Here is a 15,698-nt window from a genome sequence, read left to right on the forward strand (position 1 = left end):
ATAGAATTGCGCTATGGTTTGGTTGGTTCTGGATATGAGAAAATGCCGCATTTCAAGATAGGGGAGAAATTGAATTACTCGGAGAAAACAATCTTCCGATACCACCAAAGGGGCATTGACCAGCTAAACCAAATTTTGGAGGGAGAGAAAGCCTAATGGAAGAAAAAGCACGTCCACCCCCTAATTCTTCAGTCAGGCCCATTTCCATCAATTTTTCTTTTGTCATGCTGATTCCCGGCCCATTGTAGGAGTGGGCCGGGGTTCCATTTTGCCCGATGCTGTGTTATACTGAACATGGTTAAATTTCTTGAAGGGAACCTTGAATATGTGCGATGAAACCACCCAAAAATTCATAGATCGTTTTGGTGGAACCATGGGCTATGCTATGCCCGGTTTTGGGCTGGTGTACCACTACCGGGGCCGGGATTATCACTTGCACGATTTCACGCCAGAGGTTGAAGCCGTCATGGTGGACAGCCTGAAGCAAGGAAAGAATCTGATTCCCAAAACCTTCCCCGTGGTGGATTTATACCCCTACCCGGATAGGGTGTATTAGCCCCTTGAAAGTTAATTTTCAACCCCCCTGTTCACTGTTGCAAATGTGTTGCAAACGCCCCCAGCGTCTACCGGCGTTGTGGGGCTATTAAATATTGAACTTCTTGAATTGCAACGGTTAGCGGTGGTCAGAGACGGCGTAGAACTGCCGAAAATTGAACATAATTTGTGGGAACAAAGACACTGCTTGCCAAGTAGCGCACAACCGCCTATATGAACTTTGGACTATTCGCTTTTTTCTCCGTAAGGCGTTTGCTCCTCTGCTACCATCTGAATTTCCTGTTGTGGCTCGAAGTTATAAACGATGGACTTATGTTTCTGCGGTGGTGCTTCATAAGGCTTTCCTTCTCTGTTGTAGGTAAGATTAAATACAAGATCGGAAAGCCATTTCTTGAATGAGGGATTATCCTGAAACTGTTTGAACAGTTCCATATTATCAGCCATGATAGCGAAGATGACCTGCTGCAAAGCCCGCTCACTTTCAAGTCTTGCACTCTGTTCATCAGAGTTCTTCATAGCATTCTGATATTTCTCATCCCTGGAAACCATAGCAGGTATTTCAAGAATCTGTCTGCGTACATTATCTACGTCATTCCAGTTGATATTGCCAAACATATCGTTGAAATCAGACAGAATAACGGAAAGCAAATCCATCTCTGGCTCGATAATGTGACCAACTTTGCCGGATGGAACCGGCGCAACCTCGGAATCAGAATCCTCCAACTTGATGGATATTGACTCACGCGCCTCGTTGCGATAGCTTTCCAAATCGATTGCCTCAAGGATACCCTGTGACAGGTCATCCTCGCGGGGGGAAGGCAGTTTCGGTATCAGCAGATTGAGAAAAATGGAGAGCCGCTCCCAATCCGCATTGCCATAAGGAAGGATCGCGCCGAGGAATCCATATGTACGGCAAAAGCTTTCGCCGTACTTTTGAACTTGATCTGGTCATCTGTTTCCAACTGCTTATAAAGGGCTGTACAGGCATCCAGGGTAGGATCAAGTTTATCACGGTCTGCACCATTCAAATACAGGCTAACCAGGTGTTCTACATCATCGCCAGAATATACCTGATACCCTTCCATCGTTGCCACAAGATCATAAAGTTTGTTGGGGTCAGTCCCGCCGGACAAAATCGTGGTGCGATAGTAGCGGGAGAAGGACTCTTCAATAATTTCCGGTTTATTAGCGAAATCCAAAACGAAGGTGTCGTACTTCTTTGGATGACAACGGTTCAGCCTTGAAAGGGTCTGTACCGCTTTGATGTCATAGAGCATCTTATCCACATACATCGTGTGAAGCAGGGGTTCATCAAAGCCGGTCTGGAACATATCCGCAACAATCAGGATGCGATACGGGTCCGCCTTAAAGGTCTTTGGTATCTTAGCGTCCGGGAATCCATTCATGCCTGCCGAGGTCAGCGGCGGTTCCTGACCGTTGTACTTACACTCACCAGAGAAAGCAATAATGGTTTTATAGGGGCTGTGTCTTTCAGAAAGGCACTTGTTGATAGAATAATAATATTCAATGCATCGCGGAATACTGGCAGTCACAACCATAGCGCGGGCCTGCCCGCCAACTTTTCCCTTAGGGATAACCTGTTCATGGAAGTGGTCAACCATCATAGCGGCCTTCTTCGCTATGGTATAGCTGTCGCTCTCCACAAAATTGCGGAGTTTCTTCTGGGCGCGCTTTTTGTCAAACATCGGATCGTCCTCGACAGTCTTCATTAGTCTGTAGAAACTGTCGATAGGTGTGTAATTCCGCAATACATCCAAGATGAATCCCTCCTGGATAGCTTGCTTCATCGTGTAGACGTGGAATGGCTTATTCTGCAATTCGCCCTTGTCATTCAATATAGGAGTTCCGTATTCATCCACAACAAGTATGCCGAAAGTCTCTAATGTCTTATTCTTCGGTGTGGCCGTAAAGGCAAAATAGCTAGCATTATTCAGCAGTTTACGCCCTTCCATCATAGCGTTGATTTTATCCTCGTTGTCCATCTCATCATCTGAGGCGAGTCCGGAGAGGGCAAGATTCATCTGTGCGGAGTTGCGACCACTCTGCCCTGAGTGCGCCTCATCAATGATAATGGCGAAACGATTCTCTTTGTGATCGGCTCCAATCTGTGGAACAATGTATGGGAACTTTTCAATCGTGGTAACGATGATGCGCTTTCCGTCCGTGATAGCTTTTGTAAGGTCGCCAGAGTGCTCCGCCCATGCCACGGTATTGCTTACCTGCATGAATTGTTTGATGGTGTCCCTGATCTGCTTGTCGAGGATACGGCGGTCAGTGACTACAATAACAGAGTCCAGCATCGGACCCCCATTCTGCTCAAGTCCAATCAATTGATGCGCAAGCCATGCGATAGAGTTGGATTTGCCGCTTCCCGCGCTGTGCTGGATCAGGTATCTATGCCCGACACCGTTTTCCCGCACATCGCTAAGAAGTTTTGTAACTACATCCAACTGATGATACCGTGGAAAAATCTGCTTCTCCTTTTTCTTCTTGGTATTCTCATCCACCTCAATAACGGCCTGTGCATAGTTCTCAATAATCAGCGTCAGTTTTTCTTTTGTAAGAATGTCTTTCCACAGATAGTCGGTCATCAAGCCATTGGGATTCGGCGGATTGCCTGCTCCATCGTTATACCCCTTATCGAAAGGCAGGAACCAACTGTCTTTGCCCGCAAGACGAGTGCAGAATTTGACACGGGCGTCATCCACGGCCAGATGCACCATGCAGCGTTTGAACTGGAACAACATCTCTCGCGGATCGCGATCATCCTTGTACTGCTGGACAGCATCATCCACATTTTGCTTCGTAAGCTGGTTCTTGAGTTCAAAGGTGATGACAGGCAATCCATTGATGAATAAGCACAGGTCAAGGGCCAGTTTACCAGCATCCTGAGAATAGCGGAGCTGGCGCGTCACGCTGAAAATATTTTTCTGGAACATCTCCCTCGCTTTTTCGTTGCTTTCGGTCGGTGTGAGATAGAACATGATGAGATCGACCGGATATATCTTGATGCCGTTGCGCAGAATATCTACGATGCCGCGTTTGACCAACTCACCCTGGAGGCGGTTCAGAAACTGACGCTTTTTCTGCTCGGACTGGAACACACCCAGTTTACCCATCTGTGAGGGCTGGGTATCCTGCAAAAATCGAAAAAGGCGGGTTTCATCAATCGCATATTCGCATATTCGCATATTCTTTATTATAATCAGCGTTAGTCCCTTCTTCATAACCGTTCTGCTCAACCAGCCATTTTACAATGAGGGCCTCCAAACCGCTTTCTTTTGTATTTGTAAAGGCCATACTCAGCCCTCCTGTTCTTCAATCCGCTTGCGCTCGGCTTCGATTTCACGCTGTAATTCTTCAGCAGTGGGTAATGCAAAACGATAACGTGAAGCAAAAACTTGTTGAGCATCGTTCAAAACAGAGTATTTGACGATTGCCTCATTCTTTTGGGAACACAGTATGATACCTATAGTAGGATTGTCATCTTCATTTTTATATAGCGCATCAAACATTCGGATATAGCTGTCCATCTGGCCAATGTCGCCGTGGGTCAATTTCCCGATTTTCAAGTCAATCAGCACATGGCATTTCAGGATACTGTGGTAAAATACAAGGTCAAGGTAAAAATCTTCATCTTCATAGCGCATCAGCTTTTGTCTTGCTACAAAACAGAAACCGCGTCCTAATTCCAACAGGAATTCCTGCAATTTTTCTATCAATGCCTGCTCTAAATCCGACTCACGCAGGGACGGGTAATCTTTCAGATCAAGAAATTCCAACACATATGGGTCTTTAATGAAATTTTCCGCAGCTAAAGGCGCTGTAAGTTCAACAGCTTCGGCCCTTACAGGTACCTGGTCTCTGCTTGCAAGAAGCCGCTCATAGTATAGGGTGGAAATTTGACGCTCCAGTTGGCGGCTCGACCATGCGGATGCGATAGCCTCGTCCATATACCATTGTCTTGCCTGTTCATTTTCCACCGACAGCAGAAGGCGGTAGTGCGTCCAAGTCAATTGCGAACGCAGTGCGTTCGTATTTGGAAACATCACATAAAACTTCTTCATCTGTTGTAATGTCCGCACAGAAAAGCCCTTGCCGAAGTCCTTGGTCAGACGGCTGGATAACTCCTGCAAGACGGACTTTCCATAATCAGCCCGTGCATTGCCATTTTGCTCATGCTCTACAATGATGCGCCCAATCTGCCAGTAGGCTTGTACCATCGCAAAATTGACTGCGCTGTATGCCTGATTGCGCGACAGCAGGAGGGTTTCCTTTATTTTAGAATAGATGTCCTCATATGGAACTAATTCACTGTTATTCATCCAAAGCTGTTCCTTTCTGGATCACTTTATATAGCTATTGGACTGCTGTCCAGTTCATCTGAATCATTTATATACATTTTGTGTATTTCTTGAATACCTGCAACTTTTGCTGCAGAGATGACCAATCTTCTTTCATATTCAGGCATACGCAAACCGAGAATAATTTTTCAGGGCCTTGCTTTTATAAATGTTCTCATCCCGTGCATTCGTGGTCTAATCATTCTCCACTCTTCATCATTTTCATGGCATTTCTTCTTTATTAGAGTCACTCGCTCTGCTTCCCACATATTTTGAGCCATAATTAAATCTATCGTACTCTGCGGAATATTTATTCCTTTTCCTAATGCCATATCAATTACATATAATGACAGTGCATAATTCGTGGCATCATATCGAGAGTTTGAGTAATAAACAGGATATATAAAGGGCATTTCCGTATAGGCAGTACTACAATTTTTGCATTTTTCTTCTGTTCCGCATATAACCGTTTCTCTTTGATTGAAATCGTATATGAGAGCAAAACCATGGTAATCCTTGGCATACTTTATCCAAAGTGTTTCATTCAATGGATTCTCACAAAAACAAATTGAAAACAGTTTGCGTCTGACTGCTTCTCTCATGTCTTTTAATAGCCTGTCCATTTTTTGAAAGTCTGGTGTCGTATTAGATAGGCCAGCCTTAAATGTGTCGGGGACAATGCCAAATAAGGTTGCCATTGTATCAATAAGGCCATCTAAAGATGTATTGTCCGCATCAAAAATTGGCCTTATGCAATCATAAATATCCTTAAATCTGTCTGTATTGATTTGGAAGTATGTATCAAAGGGGTCATCATAATAGTCCGCTGAAGAAAACCACAATATATTATCTTGTAACTGCTTCAAGGAATTTTCATTGACGCTACGATAACGGCATAGTGTTTCCGGATACGGAGCAGCAGATGTTAACGCACTCACACTTTGAGGTAAATTGTCATGTGTATTGCACAATAAATTCCAAAAATGCTGTCTATCGACCTTGCTCATATTTCATTTCTCCTCATCTTCGGACGCATCGCCCATATCTCTGTCATCCTCATCGAATGAGTCCGCAGTTTCTTCTACATACTCGAAGGCAGGAACTTTAATATCACGGACATCTATTTTACCTGTTACCACATCGGAGATAAGGCGGGTCTTAAATTCCTGTAAAGTAGAAATCTCCTGCGCTAGGCTATCTTCATACTTTTTTGTCTTATCACGGAATTCAATTATGTACTCCATAATTTCTGCCTGTTCTTCAATTGGCGGGACAGGCAGAACGATAGTATTAAAATCATCTGTGTAAAGTCGCCAGAATCCTTCGATTATGCCGCGCACCCTGATGCGCAGTTCACCCCGGAAACGGTCACTTTTTAGTACAGTTTCTGCAAATGTCGGAAGAACTCTCTCTGTGTTTGGTATCAGCACTGTATAGTCTGGGCTGATAACTCCAGACTGTGGAGACAGCGCAAAGACACCCAAGTGCGCTTTGAGCCTGTTCAAAACAAGATCATCTTTATAACACAGTTTACCGCCTGCATACGATTCCGAGAGCATCCTGCGTTCATCAAGTTGACCATCTGGTACAAGCCCATATTTTTGGCTCATAGACAAATGTTGCTCCTGGCCCTCTTGTGAACGCTCGTCCCGTTCCGAGAAAAGATACTTACATCGCATAGTTTGCCAATGCTCTGGTATATCTTCAATCCACTCTACCCCAGAATTTTTTGTAGATACATTATTGTGTAGGCCATGTGTGACAATGTGTGAGATATAAACTCTCTGCCGCTCATGAAGCGATGCTATTTGTTTCCGCTTTATTGAAATTAGCCGATTAATACTTGAAACCTTCCAATCCAAAAACCGCACAATCTGATCTTGCTCAGGGCGTGGCGGGACAGGATAAAACTGCGCTGAAAAGATTTCAAATCGAAAATCTGACGAGCGTCCCCTGATCCCTTTATATAGAGATTGAATAAATCCAGTCCGTGCCATTTCTCGAAGTAAGAGGGCATAGTATTGATTGTTACTGTCACCCCTCGCTTGACAAACACTATATACAGGAGTTCCCTTACCATCAGAATCAGATACGCCAATGGAACCCGCAAAGGCATCCATTACATGAATAACAAGGTCACCTTTTCTGATACCCTGATAACCAATCTCTTTCAATGACTCTGTAAATCCCGTTGTTCTGCGATTCTTTCTCAATGTAACAGTTCCATCGCGAAAGCAAGTAACTACTCCATCCATGTCATTTGTTGGGCGTTGCATTTTTTGATATAGGTTTTTCCCGCGCTCCAACTTCCAGTGTAATGGCATCTTCTCAATCCAAGGGACAGGAGTAAGGATATAATGTCCATATCCATTCATTGTATCCCCTCCATAATCTCCGCCATCATACCGTCCGCTTCCTGTTCAAGGGCTTTCAAGCTCTCCAAAATTTCCTCCATAGGGCGCAATTCTACCGGTTTATAGAAATACTTGGTAAAGCTGATTTCATAGCCAATCTGTGTTTTCTTCTCATCCACATAAGCATCGGAGGTATAGGGCAGCACTTCATTTTTCATAAAGGTATCAATGCCGCCCTCATAGGTAAACGGGATGTTTTCTGTATCCCGCAAATCAACATCCGGCTCCCCTTCGATGGGCTGCGCAGCGGCGTCCTTCTCTGTGATAAAAGGCCGGATTTTCTTCAGAACGCTGGCCTTCAACTTTGTCGCCTTTGCAAAAGCCGTCCAATCATCCAAAGGAGCGGTTTTTGTGGCTTCAGCAAGAGCGATTTTTACCGCCGCAAGCTCGTCTGCGTTCTTGAATATATCTGCAGGAATTTCTCTGTCAGGATATACGCGCAGACGCAAAGGTCGCTCCACTGTAACAGACCAGTAGCCAAACTCCTCGTTGTCAAAAATCATGCTGACTTCGCTTCGCTCCATCTCCATAAAGATGCGCACGATTTCCTTGCGAATTTCCGGAGTAAATTCGCAGTTTTTCTTGCCCATATTTTTGCGGAGCGGGGATTTCATGGCGGTCGCATCAATCAGTTGGATTTTCCCTTTGCGGCGTTCTTCCTTCCGGTTGGAGAGAATCCAAATGAATGTCCCAATCCCTGTATTGTAGAACATATTCTCCGGCAGTGCGATGATAGCCTCAACCAAGTCGTTCTCAATCAGATTGCGGCGGGCATTGCTTTCCCCACTGCCGGCGTCCCCCGTGAAAATGGACGAGCCGTTATGTACCTCGGCAATGCGGCTGCCCAGCAGCGTATCCTTTTTCATCTTTGCCACCGTCGCTTGTCCGTGGAATCATCGCCATCTGTTCGCCGCCTTCGAGATAGGCATTAAACCGGGTATCCAGAATTTCCTTTTTGCCGCCCATCTTTTCTGCGTCAACCTTCCAGCTTTTCCCGTAAGGCGGATTGGACAGCATGAAATCAAACTGCCTTGTGGCGTTTCCATCCAGGGAAAGTGTAGAACCATAGCTGATATGCTCCGCCTGTTCCCCATCACCTTTGAGCAGCATATCCGCCTTACAGATTGCATATGTTTCGGGGTTCACTTCCTGCCCAAACAAATGAATAGACACATTCTTTTCCAGTCTCTGGGCAATCGCCAGAAGCCTGTCCTGCGCAACAGTAAGCATACCGCCTGTCCCGCAAGCACCATCATAACAGGAATAGGTGGCATCTTTGATTTGGCCGGCAATGGGCATAAACACAAGGTCAGCCATCAGTTCAACGACATCGCGGGGCGTCCAGTGTTCCCCGGCTTCCTCGTTGTTTTCCTCATTGAACTTGCGGATCAGTTCCTCAAAAATCGTACCCATGCCGTGATTATCCAGTCCAGGATGCTTCACCATAGTCTGAGCATCGTCCTTATAAATTGGCTTCGGAGAGAGGTTAATATCCGGCGAAATAAGTTTCTCAATCACCGCCCCCAGAATATCCGCCTCAATCATCGTGTCAATCTGATTGCGGAACCTGAACTTCTCCAAAATCTCCTGCACATTAGGGGAGAAACCGTCCAGGTATGCCTCAAAATCGGCCTTTAGCGTTTGCTTCTTAGCGCGGCTGGTGAGATCACGCAGGCGGAACGGAGAAGCGTTACAGAATGCCTGCCCGGCCACATTGCACAGCGCCGGCCACTGATTATCGATTCTGGCTTCATCCAGCTTCTTCTTCATATCAAGAACAGCCTCTTTGCTGTCCTCCAGCATGGCATCCAAGCGACGGATTACCGTCATCGGTAAAATGACATCACGATATTTTCCGCGCACATACACATCGCGCAGGCAATCATCCGCAATTCCCCATATAAAACTTACGACTGTATTGTGAATTTGATTGTCCATATGTCTTTATTCCCTTCTCACGGAGACCAGCGTCTTCCGACTTACAGCAGATTTATCCTTGTTTCAAAACTCATATTCCGTATAACTGATTCACTTTTCTTCTACCATTTCCATAATATCACAGACATCACACCTTAGGGCTGTGCAAATTTTTTCAATGATTTCTGTATTTACATTTTTATTTTTGCCGAGCTTCGTAACGGATGCCGCGCTGATTCCCGCTAATTGTTGCAAGTCTTTTTTCTTCATATCCTTGTCAATCAACAGTTTCCATAATTTTTTGTAACTGATAGCCATGAATGAACCTCCCTTTTCTGGGAATGTGCCGATTTGAAGATTTCTGCTGCTTATTATAACACGACTAATCCCTAAACGCAAGATTTTCTCCTGCGATTGCAGGAGAAAATTCTGTTATCTATTGAATTTCTTATCTTAATCTGTTATAATAAATCTGAAAATCGTTATGGCTCTTTGTAAAGGAGAGATAGATGCATGATTTTTGTGAGTGGTGTTCACGGTGTAGGAAAATCATATTTTTGCAACCTTGTGAAAGATTTTGTGGGCATCGAAACCTATTCGGCCAGCGCCCTGATTGCAACGAAAAAGCGTTCAGAATTTGCAAAGAATAAGCTCATTCCTGACATAGATGAAAATCAGCAGTTCCTTCTCTGGGCCGTGGACGAGCTCAGAACGTTGTGCCAGAATTTTATTTTGGATGGACACTTCTGCCTGCTGAATGCATCGGGCGAAGTGCAACGTATTCCTTATGGCACTTTTGCTATGCTCAAACCGGATGCTATTGTGTTGCTAACCGAAAATCCAGAAATCATAGCGTCCCGGCGAAGAAAGCGCGATGGAATTGAGGTTGCTGTAGAGAGCATTGAATACTTTCAGCGGGAAGAACGGCTATACGCAGATGAAGTTGCCAGAGACATTAATGCGAAGCTTTTTGTTTCCGAGGGCGCTAAAGACCTTATGCGGGCAATTGACTTCATAAAATCACTTTGAGGAGGGGCCGATTATGGCGGGTAAATTTGAACGCAAGCGATTTTCCGAGATCAATCTCAATGATCCCTTTTTCGATTCCTTGAAAGCAGATTACCCCGACACTTCATCAAGCACTGGTTTTGTGCAATGGTTCGCGGCAAAAGCCGCTGATGGGAAACGGGCGCTGATATTTGAAGATGACCAGGGTGTAGGAGCTTTTGTAAACCTAAAGCCGAATGAAGCTGAGGAGATCAATTTGGCAAACGGTATCGTTTTGCCGAAGACTGCTCGTCTTAAAATCACAACAATCAAAATTGATAAGCGTTATCGGAATCAAAGGATTGGTGAGGGAGCTCTTGGTCTAACTTTGTGGCAATGGAGAGATTTGGGCATCAATGAAATTTATGTAACTGTTTTTGATAAACACATCAGTTTGATACTTCTTCTGGAGAAGTACGGCTTTATCCATGTCGGAAACAACCTGAATGGTGAGCGGGTATATATCAAAGATCGAAGGAATCTTGATTTCAGTGATCCCTGTAAATCATTCCCTTTTCTTAGCGATCAGGTCCAACACGCTGGATGCCTTGCCATTGATATGGAATATCACGACACCATGTTCGCTTCTTCTGACCTCGCTAATACCTTGCAGGAGCGGGTTGATATTAGCGTGGCAAATGGGCTGAAAAAAGTATACATAGGCAAGCCTTACAGCCTGGCTTTCAAAGTTGGAGAGCCTGTTTTGGTATACAGAAAATACACCGGAACCGGTGGCCGTCCGGGGTATAAATCCGTTATTACTACTTATTGTGTGGCAACACGAATCGAAAAAATAACAGTAAATGGACGTGCGCAATATTCTTATGACCAGTTTTTGCGCATGGTCGGTAACAAATCTGTCTATAATGAAGATGAATTGAAGGAAAAATATGATACCTGGGCTTCTCTAACACTGATTGAGTTATTGTATTATGGGTATTTTGGTGCAGGGAATAATGTAAACTGGATGTGGCTGAAAAGCAATGATTGTTGGCCTGGAACCCATCCCATGAATTTCCGTTATACAAGGAGCCAGTTCGAGAAAATTCTGCGGGAGGGCAAAGTAGATGTCGGCAATGTTATTATCAATTAAGCCTAAGTATGCGAAGGTAATACTTGAGGGGAAAAAACAATACGAATTCCGAAAAAGCAGACCGAAAGATGGTGTGGATCGAACCATTTTCTATGCGTCAGCACCGCAGAAAGAAGTGGTCGGAGAAGCGCTTATTGATGAAATATTGGAAGGTACGCCGAAAGAAATCTGGGAGATAGCAAAAACTGCTGCGGGCATTACAAAGAAATTTTATTTTTCCTACTATTCTGGAAAAGATAAGGCTATTGCATATAAATTAAAAAATGTAGTGATTTACGAAAAACCCAAGGCTTTGTCTGATTACGGTATCCGTCAGGCTCCGCAATCTTTTGTATATCTATAAACGGCTATAAAGCAGTATGTTTTAATGCCTTGGCACTCCTGATTTTAGACAGGAACAGAAGTGCCAAGGCATTATTTTTTAATTTACGAACTTGTGGGAGAAAATATCCTTGACAAATGGGGTCTTGGTACAAACTTCTAAAAGAAAGCGCCCCGCCCTTCTTGTAAGGGGCGGGGTGTTTTCCATACGGGAGATTTCAGACAGACTCCAGAAGGCTGTCTTTTGAAACGGCCTGGCCTTTGGCGCACAGCTTGTAATCCCCAGCCCGGAGCAGGGAGACAAGTTCTTGATTATCCTTGGGCGGCACAGGGAAAAGCACCCCGGCCCTGCCGATTGCCTTCCCGTCCTGGATGTGCTCGTCCCCGCCGGAGGTGGTGAGCAGGCCCTTTTCCCGGGCAAGCTTGGCGGCCTGGCGGTTTTCCTCGTCCTCGTTGTAGAAATTGAAGGTTTCCACTGCGTCCATATATTGAATCCGGGGCGGGACGCTGGTGTTGATATAAGGGGCATGGCGGAAGGGGTGGGCATGGGAGAGGAAGCCCCCGGCCTTATGGACAGCGGCGCTGTAGTCCTCCAGGGAATATTTGTCCAGATCCGGGTGGGCCAGGAGGAAGTCCAGGTCTATGCCATAGGTGAGGACTTCCTTGCCGTCGCCATACAGGTGTTCCAGTCCGAACAGCACTGTAAAGCCCTTGCCCGCCCCCCAGTTTTTAGCGGCTCCATAGGCCTCCCAATAGCGGCGGGCTTTGTCCTCCCAGGGCAGCGCCCGGTTTACGGCGGTGTTGCCGCTGAGGAAGTGATCCGTTATCACCATCCCGGCATAGCCCGCCTGGAAATAGGCGGCAGCCATCTCCTCCGGGCTGTTGTGGGCGCAGGCACTGCACCAGTTGGTGTGGCAGTGCATTTCATATTGATAGGCATATTCTTTCATGTAAATCACCACGCGATACAGAGTTCGCACAAAGAGGGATAAAAAGCTTCCGTCCCTGTGCCCGGTATCGTCCCTTCCGTCATAATTTTTCACGCCATCCGCCATAGGGCGCAAAATCTGCTTTCGCAGGAATAATCATACCGCATACAGGCAGATTTTGCAAGGGGCAGACTGCGTTAACGATAGGATAAACTCCATAAAAGCAAAGAGGAAGGGCCTGCCGTCTGCCGCGCACAGACAGCAAGCCCTTCCAGGCGCTTGGATTTTCTTTTTCCTTCTCTGCCTGCCCGGTTTTTGGGTCAGGCGCCGCGCTTGAGGTGCAGGATGTGGCACACGCCTGGAATGCTCTCCCCCTGCTGGGAAGAGGTGGGGGACATCAAGGCGCCGGTAGCGCAGAAAAGGATGCTTTTCAGGCCCCCGGCCTCCATGCGGTTGAGAATGTGCCCGCACAGGACAGAAGCGGAACACCCGCAGCCAGAGCCTCCGGCGTGTACGTCCTGCTTCTCCCGATCAAAGAGGAGCAGGCCGCAGTCCTGGTGCCGGGAGGAGATGTCCAGGCTGTTTTCCTGGAGAGTCCGGTACAGCAGATCTGTGCCCACCTGACCCAGATCGCCGGTGTAGATGCAGTCATAGTCCTCCGGCTTTGTGCCTGTGTCCTGGAGGAACTGGAAGATACTGTCCGCCGCAGCGGGGGCCATGGCAGCGCCCATGTTGGCGGGATCTTTCACACCCAAGTCCACGATTTTCCCTGCCAGGCCCCGGCGCACCTCTACCGCCCCCCTCTGGCCCACCAGGGCGCACCCTGCCGCTGTAGCAGTCCACTGGGCCGTGGGGGTGCGCTGGGCGCCATACTCTAAAGGCGTGCGGAACTGCCTTTCCGCCGAGCAGAAGTGAGAGCTTGTCACGGCTGCCGCCCGGTTTGCCGCCCCGCAGTCCACCAGGACAGAGGCCATCAGCAAGGTCTGGGCCATGGTGGAGCATGCGCCATATTGCCCCAGAAAGGGGATGTTGTAATCCAGCAGCCCAAAGGTGGAGGAAATGCACTGGTTCAGCAAATCCCCGGCGAGAATAAAGTCCACCTCCTGGGGCTTCACCCCGGCCTTTGCAAGGGCCAGGGCCACAGCTTCCTTTTGAAGCTGGGCTTCCGCCTTTTCCCAGCTTTCCGTTTGCAGGCTGGTGTCCTGGAAGGTCTGGTCAAAGTCTGCGGATAAAGGTCCTTCTGCCTCCTTCTTGCCCCCAATGGCCCCATGGGCCTCGATTTTAGGCGGGGTGGAAAATTCCAGCGTCTGCTTGCCTATGCGTTTCATGTGTTTGTCCCCCAATTTTTTGATTCTGGGGTTAGTATGCCCGCATATGGAAAAGTCATTCCAAAAATATAACCGCCCCATGGAGGAGCGGTTATATTGGGAATTAGCTTTTTGCGCGTTCCTGTTTATCAGGCTTTATCCCGGTAGAGGAAGGTTACGATCTGCCCTCTGGTGCAGCTCTTGCCGGGAGCGAAAGTGGTGTCGGTTTCGCCCTGGGTGATGCCGAAGGCTACAGCCCACTTTACGGCCTCGGTGTAATATTCGCCTTCCTTCACATCACCGAAGGAAGAATTTCCGCCCGCGGGCTGGTTGTTAGCACGCCACAGGAAGGTGACGGCCTGTGCCCGGTTGCAGGCAGCGTTGGGAGAGAAATGGGTGGCGTCCGTGCCGCTGGTAATCCCTTTTTCCTTTGCCCACAGCATGGCCTTATAGTAATACTCCCCGCTTTTCACGTCCACAAAGGGGTTCGCCGTGGAGGAAGGTTCGGGAGAGCCGTTGGCCCGCCACAGGAAAGTGACAATCTGCCCACGGGTGCAGGTCTTGTTAGGGGCAAAGGTGGTGCTGCTCTCCCCTTGGGTGATCTTGTTCTCTACTGCCCACTTGACGGCGTCCTCATAGAAAGCGCCAGATTCCACGTCAGTGAAATTCGCAGGCGGCGTGGTTTCCCCGTCCAAATCGAAGAACTGGACGTTATGTTCCTTGGCGAAGCGTTCCGCTTCGGTGCCCTTGTAGCCGTAGATCTGCAGCCAATCAGGCGGTGCATCGGAGGTCAACTTCACTTCAAACTTTGTCATGCTCTTCGGGATATAAAGCTTTATAGGCTCTTCTGTCTTCCTGTGACGGTCCTGCATAAATATGTCGAACCAGCCTACAAAAGACTCTTCAAATGTCTCTGTGCCCTCCGCAATTCGGATTTCATCATTGGGCGGCGTATGCGGGGCAAGAACCAATTCCTTACCATCCTTCGTGTAGATACAGCCATTAATGGATTTAGAATCGGGATGGTTTTCGGAGACGATATAGGAAGATATATGGCTCGGCGTTCTAAGCCACACCATACCGATGGAGCTTCCGAAGGAATTGAAGTCCGGTCTATGTTTCGTCCACCAAGTGCTGGGGAAATATATTTCTGTCAACTGTTTGCAGGGAGTCAAAAAAGCATAGGAGCTATATTGAACTCTGTCAATGGCCCCTTCCATAATGGTCAGCCTGCCCTTTTTAGCTGGGGGCACTGCATACAGATAGTAATCACCCGTCTCCGGAATTTTCATGTACAGGCAGTCATCATAAGCCAACAGGGTCTTGTTGCCTGCTTCCACTTCAAAGCTTTCAACCTCTTGATTGTCCCAAAACTGTCCGCCTTCTGTCACCCAATTCCCATCCTTCCTGGTTATCAGCTTCACATCGGATGTAAAGACAACCTTCTTGGGATGATAATCCTGCCAGGGTGTGGAGGGTTCCCTCTCGGAATGGATGGAAGGGCCAGGCAGATAGTGTGCCATATCGCCCGAGCCTGAAATGGTCAGGGTGCCGTTTTCCACTTTCCAGGTGACGCTTCCGTCCCCAGCCGCGCTACAATCGCCGCTGGCCGCCGCCGAAGCCGCCATGGGCAGGGCACCCGCTGCCAGCAAAACCGCCAGCAGCACGGCAAAAAACTTCTTCTTCATGTCTTTTCCTCCGTTTGTCAAAAATTCCAGCAAATCCCCAGAATGCAAAAATGTATGCTTTTT

At 47.3% G+C, this 15,698-nt stretch carries 15 protein-coding genes; 4 read left to right on the forward strand and 11 right to left on the reverse strand.

All coding sequences use genetic code 11. The features are described from left to right. The first annotated feature begins 325 nt into the window (after window positions 1–325). Window positions 326–556: a hypothetical protein gene (locus D1841_RS14170; RefSeq protein WP_160642661.1), complete on the forward strand. Its 231-nt coding sequence runs from the start codon at window positions 326–328 to the stop codon at window positions 554–556. 224 nt (window positions 557–780) lie between these two features. Here D1841_RS14170 and D1841_RS19910 read toward each other — a convergent pair whose 3' ends face one another. The 8 genes from D1841_RS19910 to D1841_RS14200 all read right to left on the reverse strand — a co-directional run bounded on the left by D1841_RS19910 (window position 781) and on the right by D1841_RS14200 (window position 9,568). Further along, window positions 781–1,323, reverse strand: coding sequence for a hypothetical protein (locus tag D1841_RS19910; protein ID WP_347563991.1), 543 nt, complete (start codon window positions 1,321–1,323; stop codon window positions 781–783). A 62-nt stretch (window positions 1,324–1,385) separates the two neighbouring features. Continuing rightward, on the reverse strand, window positions 1,386–3,803 hold the full coding sequence (locus D1841_RS14175; protein WP_347563992.1) for a type I restriction endonuclease: 2,418 nt from the start codon (window positions 3,801–3,803) through the stop codon (window positions 1,386–1,388). Between the two features lie 75 nt (window positions 3,804–3,878). Continuing rightward, window positions 3,879–4,901, reverse strand: coding sequence for a YhcG family protein (locus D1841_RS14180; RefSeq protein WP_160642660.1), 1,023 nt, complete (start codon window positions 4,899–4,901; stop codon window positions 3,879–3,881). A gap of 167 nt (window positions 4,902–5,068) precedes the next feature. Beyond that, window positions 5,069–5,926, reverse strand: a complete 858-nt coding sequence (locus tag D1841_RS14185; protein ID WP_160642659.1) for a DUF2971 domain-containing protein — start codon at window positions 5,924–5,926, stop codon at window positions 5,069–5,071. A 3-nt stretch (window positions 5,927–5,929) separates the two neighbouring features. After that, window positions 5,930–7,294, reverse strand: coding sequence for a restriction endonuclease subunit S (locus D1841_RS14190; RefSeq protein ID WP_201751259.1), 1,365 nt, complete (start codon window positions 7,292–7,294; stop codon window positions 5,930–5,932). Continuing rightward, window positions 7,291–8,199 carry an N-6 DNA methylase gene (locus D1841_RS19915; protein ID WP_347563993.1) on the reverse strand — a complete coding sequence of 303 codons (909 nt, stop codon included), beginning with the start codon at window positions 8,197–8,199 and terminating at the stop codon, window positions 7,291–7,293. The genes D1841_RS14190 and D1841_RS19915 overlap by 4 nt, the downstream gene beginning before the upstream one ends. After that, window positions 8,153–9,271 (reverse strand): class I SAM-dependent DNA methyltransferase, encoded by a 1,119-nt coding sequence (locus D1841_RS19920; RefSeq protein ID WP_347563994.1) that lies wholly within the window; start codon window positions 9,269–9,271, stop codon window positions 8,153–8,155. Before D1841_RS19920 ends, D1841_RS19915 begins: the two co-directional genes overlap by 47 nt. 90 nt (window positions 9,272–9,361) lie before the next feature. Beyond that, complete coding sequence (locus D1841_RS14200) at window positions 9,362–9,568, reverse strand: helix-turn-helix transcriptional regulator (protein WP_160642658.1); 207 nt, start codon at window positions 9,566–9,568, stop codon at window positions 9,362–9,364. Between the two features lie 195 nt (window positions 9,569–9,763). On the opposite strand from D1841_RS14200, the gene D1841_RS14205 reads away from it, so the two are divergent. From D1841_RS14205 to D1841_RS14215, 3 genes are read left to right on the forward strand one after another with little or no spacing between them, the layout of a single operon-like run. Beyond that, complete coding sequence (locus tag D1841_RS14205) at window positions 9,764–10,279, forward strand: AAA family ATPase (RefSeq protein ID WP_160642657.1); 516 nt, start codon at window positions 9,764–9,766, stop codon at window positions 10,277–10,279. Window positions 10,280–10,292: 13 nt separating this feature from the next. Further along, window positions 10,293–11,390 carry a GNAT family N-acetyltransferase gene (locus D1841_RS14210; RefSeq protein WP_160642656.1) on the forward strand — a complete coding sequence of 366 codons (1,098 nt, stop codon included), beginning with the start codon at window positions 10,293–10,295 and terminating at the stop codon, window positions 11,388–11,390. Beyond that, complete coding sequence (locus tag D1841_RS14215; RefSeq protein ID WP_201751258.1) at window positions 11,365–11,733, forward strand: ASCH domain-containing protein; 369 nt, start codon at window positions 11,365–11,367, stop codon at window positions 11,731–11,733. The genes D1841_RS14210 and D1841_RS14215 overlap by 26 nt, the downstream gene beginning before the upstream one ends. Window positions 11,734–11,929: 196 nt before the next feature. Here D1841_RS14215 and D1841_RS14220 read toward each other — a convergent pair whose 3' ends face one another. The 3 genes from D1841_RS14220 to D1841_RS14230 all read right to left on the reverse strand — a co-directional run bounded on the left by D1841_RS14220 (window position 11,930) and on the right by D1841_RS14230 (window position 15,635). Further along, window positions 11,930–12,766 (reverse strand): PHP domain-containing protein, encoded by an 837-nt coding sequence (locus tag D1841_RS14220; protein WP_160642655.1) that lies wholly within the window; start codon window positions 12,764–12,766, stop codon window positions 11,930–11,932. Window positions 12,767–12,960: 194 nt separating this feature from the next. Next, window positions 12,961–13,968 carry a stage V sporulation protein AD gene (spoVAD, locus tag D1841_RS14225; protein WP_160642654.1) on the reverse strand — a complete coding sequence of 336 codons (1,008 nt, stop codon included), beginning with the start codon at window positions 13,966–13,968 and terminating at the stop codon, window positions 12,961–12,963. Between the two features lie 128 nt (window positions 13,969–14,096). Beyond that, a complete protein-coding gene (locus D1841_RS14230; protein ID WP_160642653.1) occupies window positions 14,097–15,635 on the reverse strand; it encodes an S-layer homology domain-containing protein in 1,539 nt (512 codons plus the stop codon). Window positions 15,636–15,698 lie beyond the last annotated feature (63 nt).

The organism is Neglectibacter sp. X4 (assembly GCF_009917365.1).
Classification (GTDB): domain Bacteria; phylum Bacillota; class Clostridia; order Oscillospirales; family Acutalibacteraceae; genus Acutalibacter.

Bases quoted from the DNA above. Each gene is read 5' to 3' on its own strand.
- D1841_RS14170 (WP_160642661.1), top strand. From the start codon at position 326: ATGTGCGATGAAACCACCCAAAAATTCATAGATCGTTTTGGTGGAACC.
- D1841_RS14175 (WP_347563992.1), bottom strand. From the start codon at position 3,803: ATGAAGAAGGGACTAACGCTGATTATAATAAAGAATATGCGAATATGC.
- D1841_RS14180 (WP_160642660.1), bottom strand. From the start codon at position 4,901: ATGAATAACAGTGAATTAGTTCCATATGAGGACATCTATTCTAAAATA.
- D1841_RS14185 (WP_160642659.1), bottom strand. From the start codon at position 5,926: ATGAGCAAGGTCGATAGACAGCATTTTTGGAATTTATTGTGCAATACA.
- D1841_RS14190 (WP_201751259.1), bottom strand. From the start codon at position 7,294: ATGAATGGATATGGACATTATATCCTTACTCCTGTCCCTTGGATTGAG.
- D1841_RS19915 (WP_347563993.1), bottom strand. From the start codon at position 8,199: ATGAAAAAGGATACGCTGCTGGGCAGCCGCATTGCCGAGGTACATAAC.
- D1841_RS19920 (WP_347563994.1), bottom strand. From the start codon at position 9,271: ATGGACAATCAAATTCACAATACAGTCGTAAGTTTTATATGGGGAATT.
- D1841_RS14200 (WP_160642658.1), bottom strand. From the start codon at position 9,568: ATGGCTATCAGTTACAAAAAATTATGGAAACTGTTGATTGACAAGGAT.
- D1841_RS14205 (WP_160642657.1), top strand. From the start codon at position 9,764: ATGATTTTTGTGAGTGGTGTTCACGGTGTAGGAAAATCATATTTTTGC.
- D1841_RS14210 (WP_160642656.1), top strand. From the start codon at position 10,293: ATGGCGGGTAAATTTGAACGCAAGCGATTTTCCGAGATCAATCTCAAT.
- D1841_RS14215 (WP_201751258.1), top strand. From the start codon at position 11,365: ATGTCGGCAATGTTATTATCAATTAAGCCTAAGTATGCGAAGGTAATA.
- D1841_RS14220 (WP_160642655.1), bottom strand. From the start codon at position 12,766: ATGGCGGATGGCGTGAAAAATTATGACGGAAGGGACGATACCGGGCAC.
- spoVAD (WP_160642654.1), bottom strand. From the start codon at position 13,968: ATGAAACGCATAGGCAAGCAGACGCTGGAATTTTCCACCCCGCCTAAA.
- D1841_RS14230 (WP_160642653.1), bottom strand. From the start codon at position 15,635: ATGAAGAAGAAGTTTTTTGCCGTGCTGCTGGCGGTTTTGCTGGCAGCG.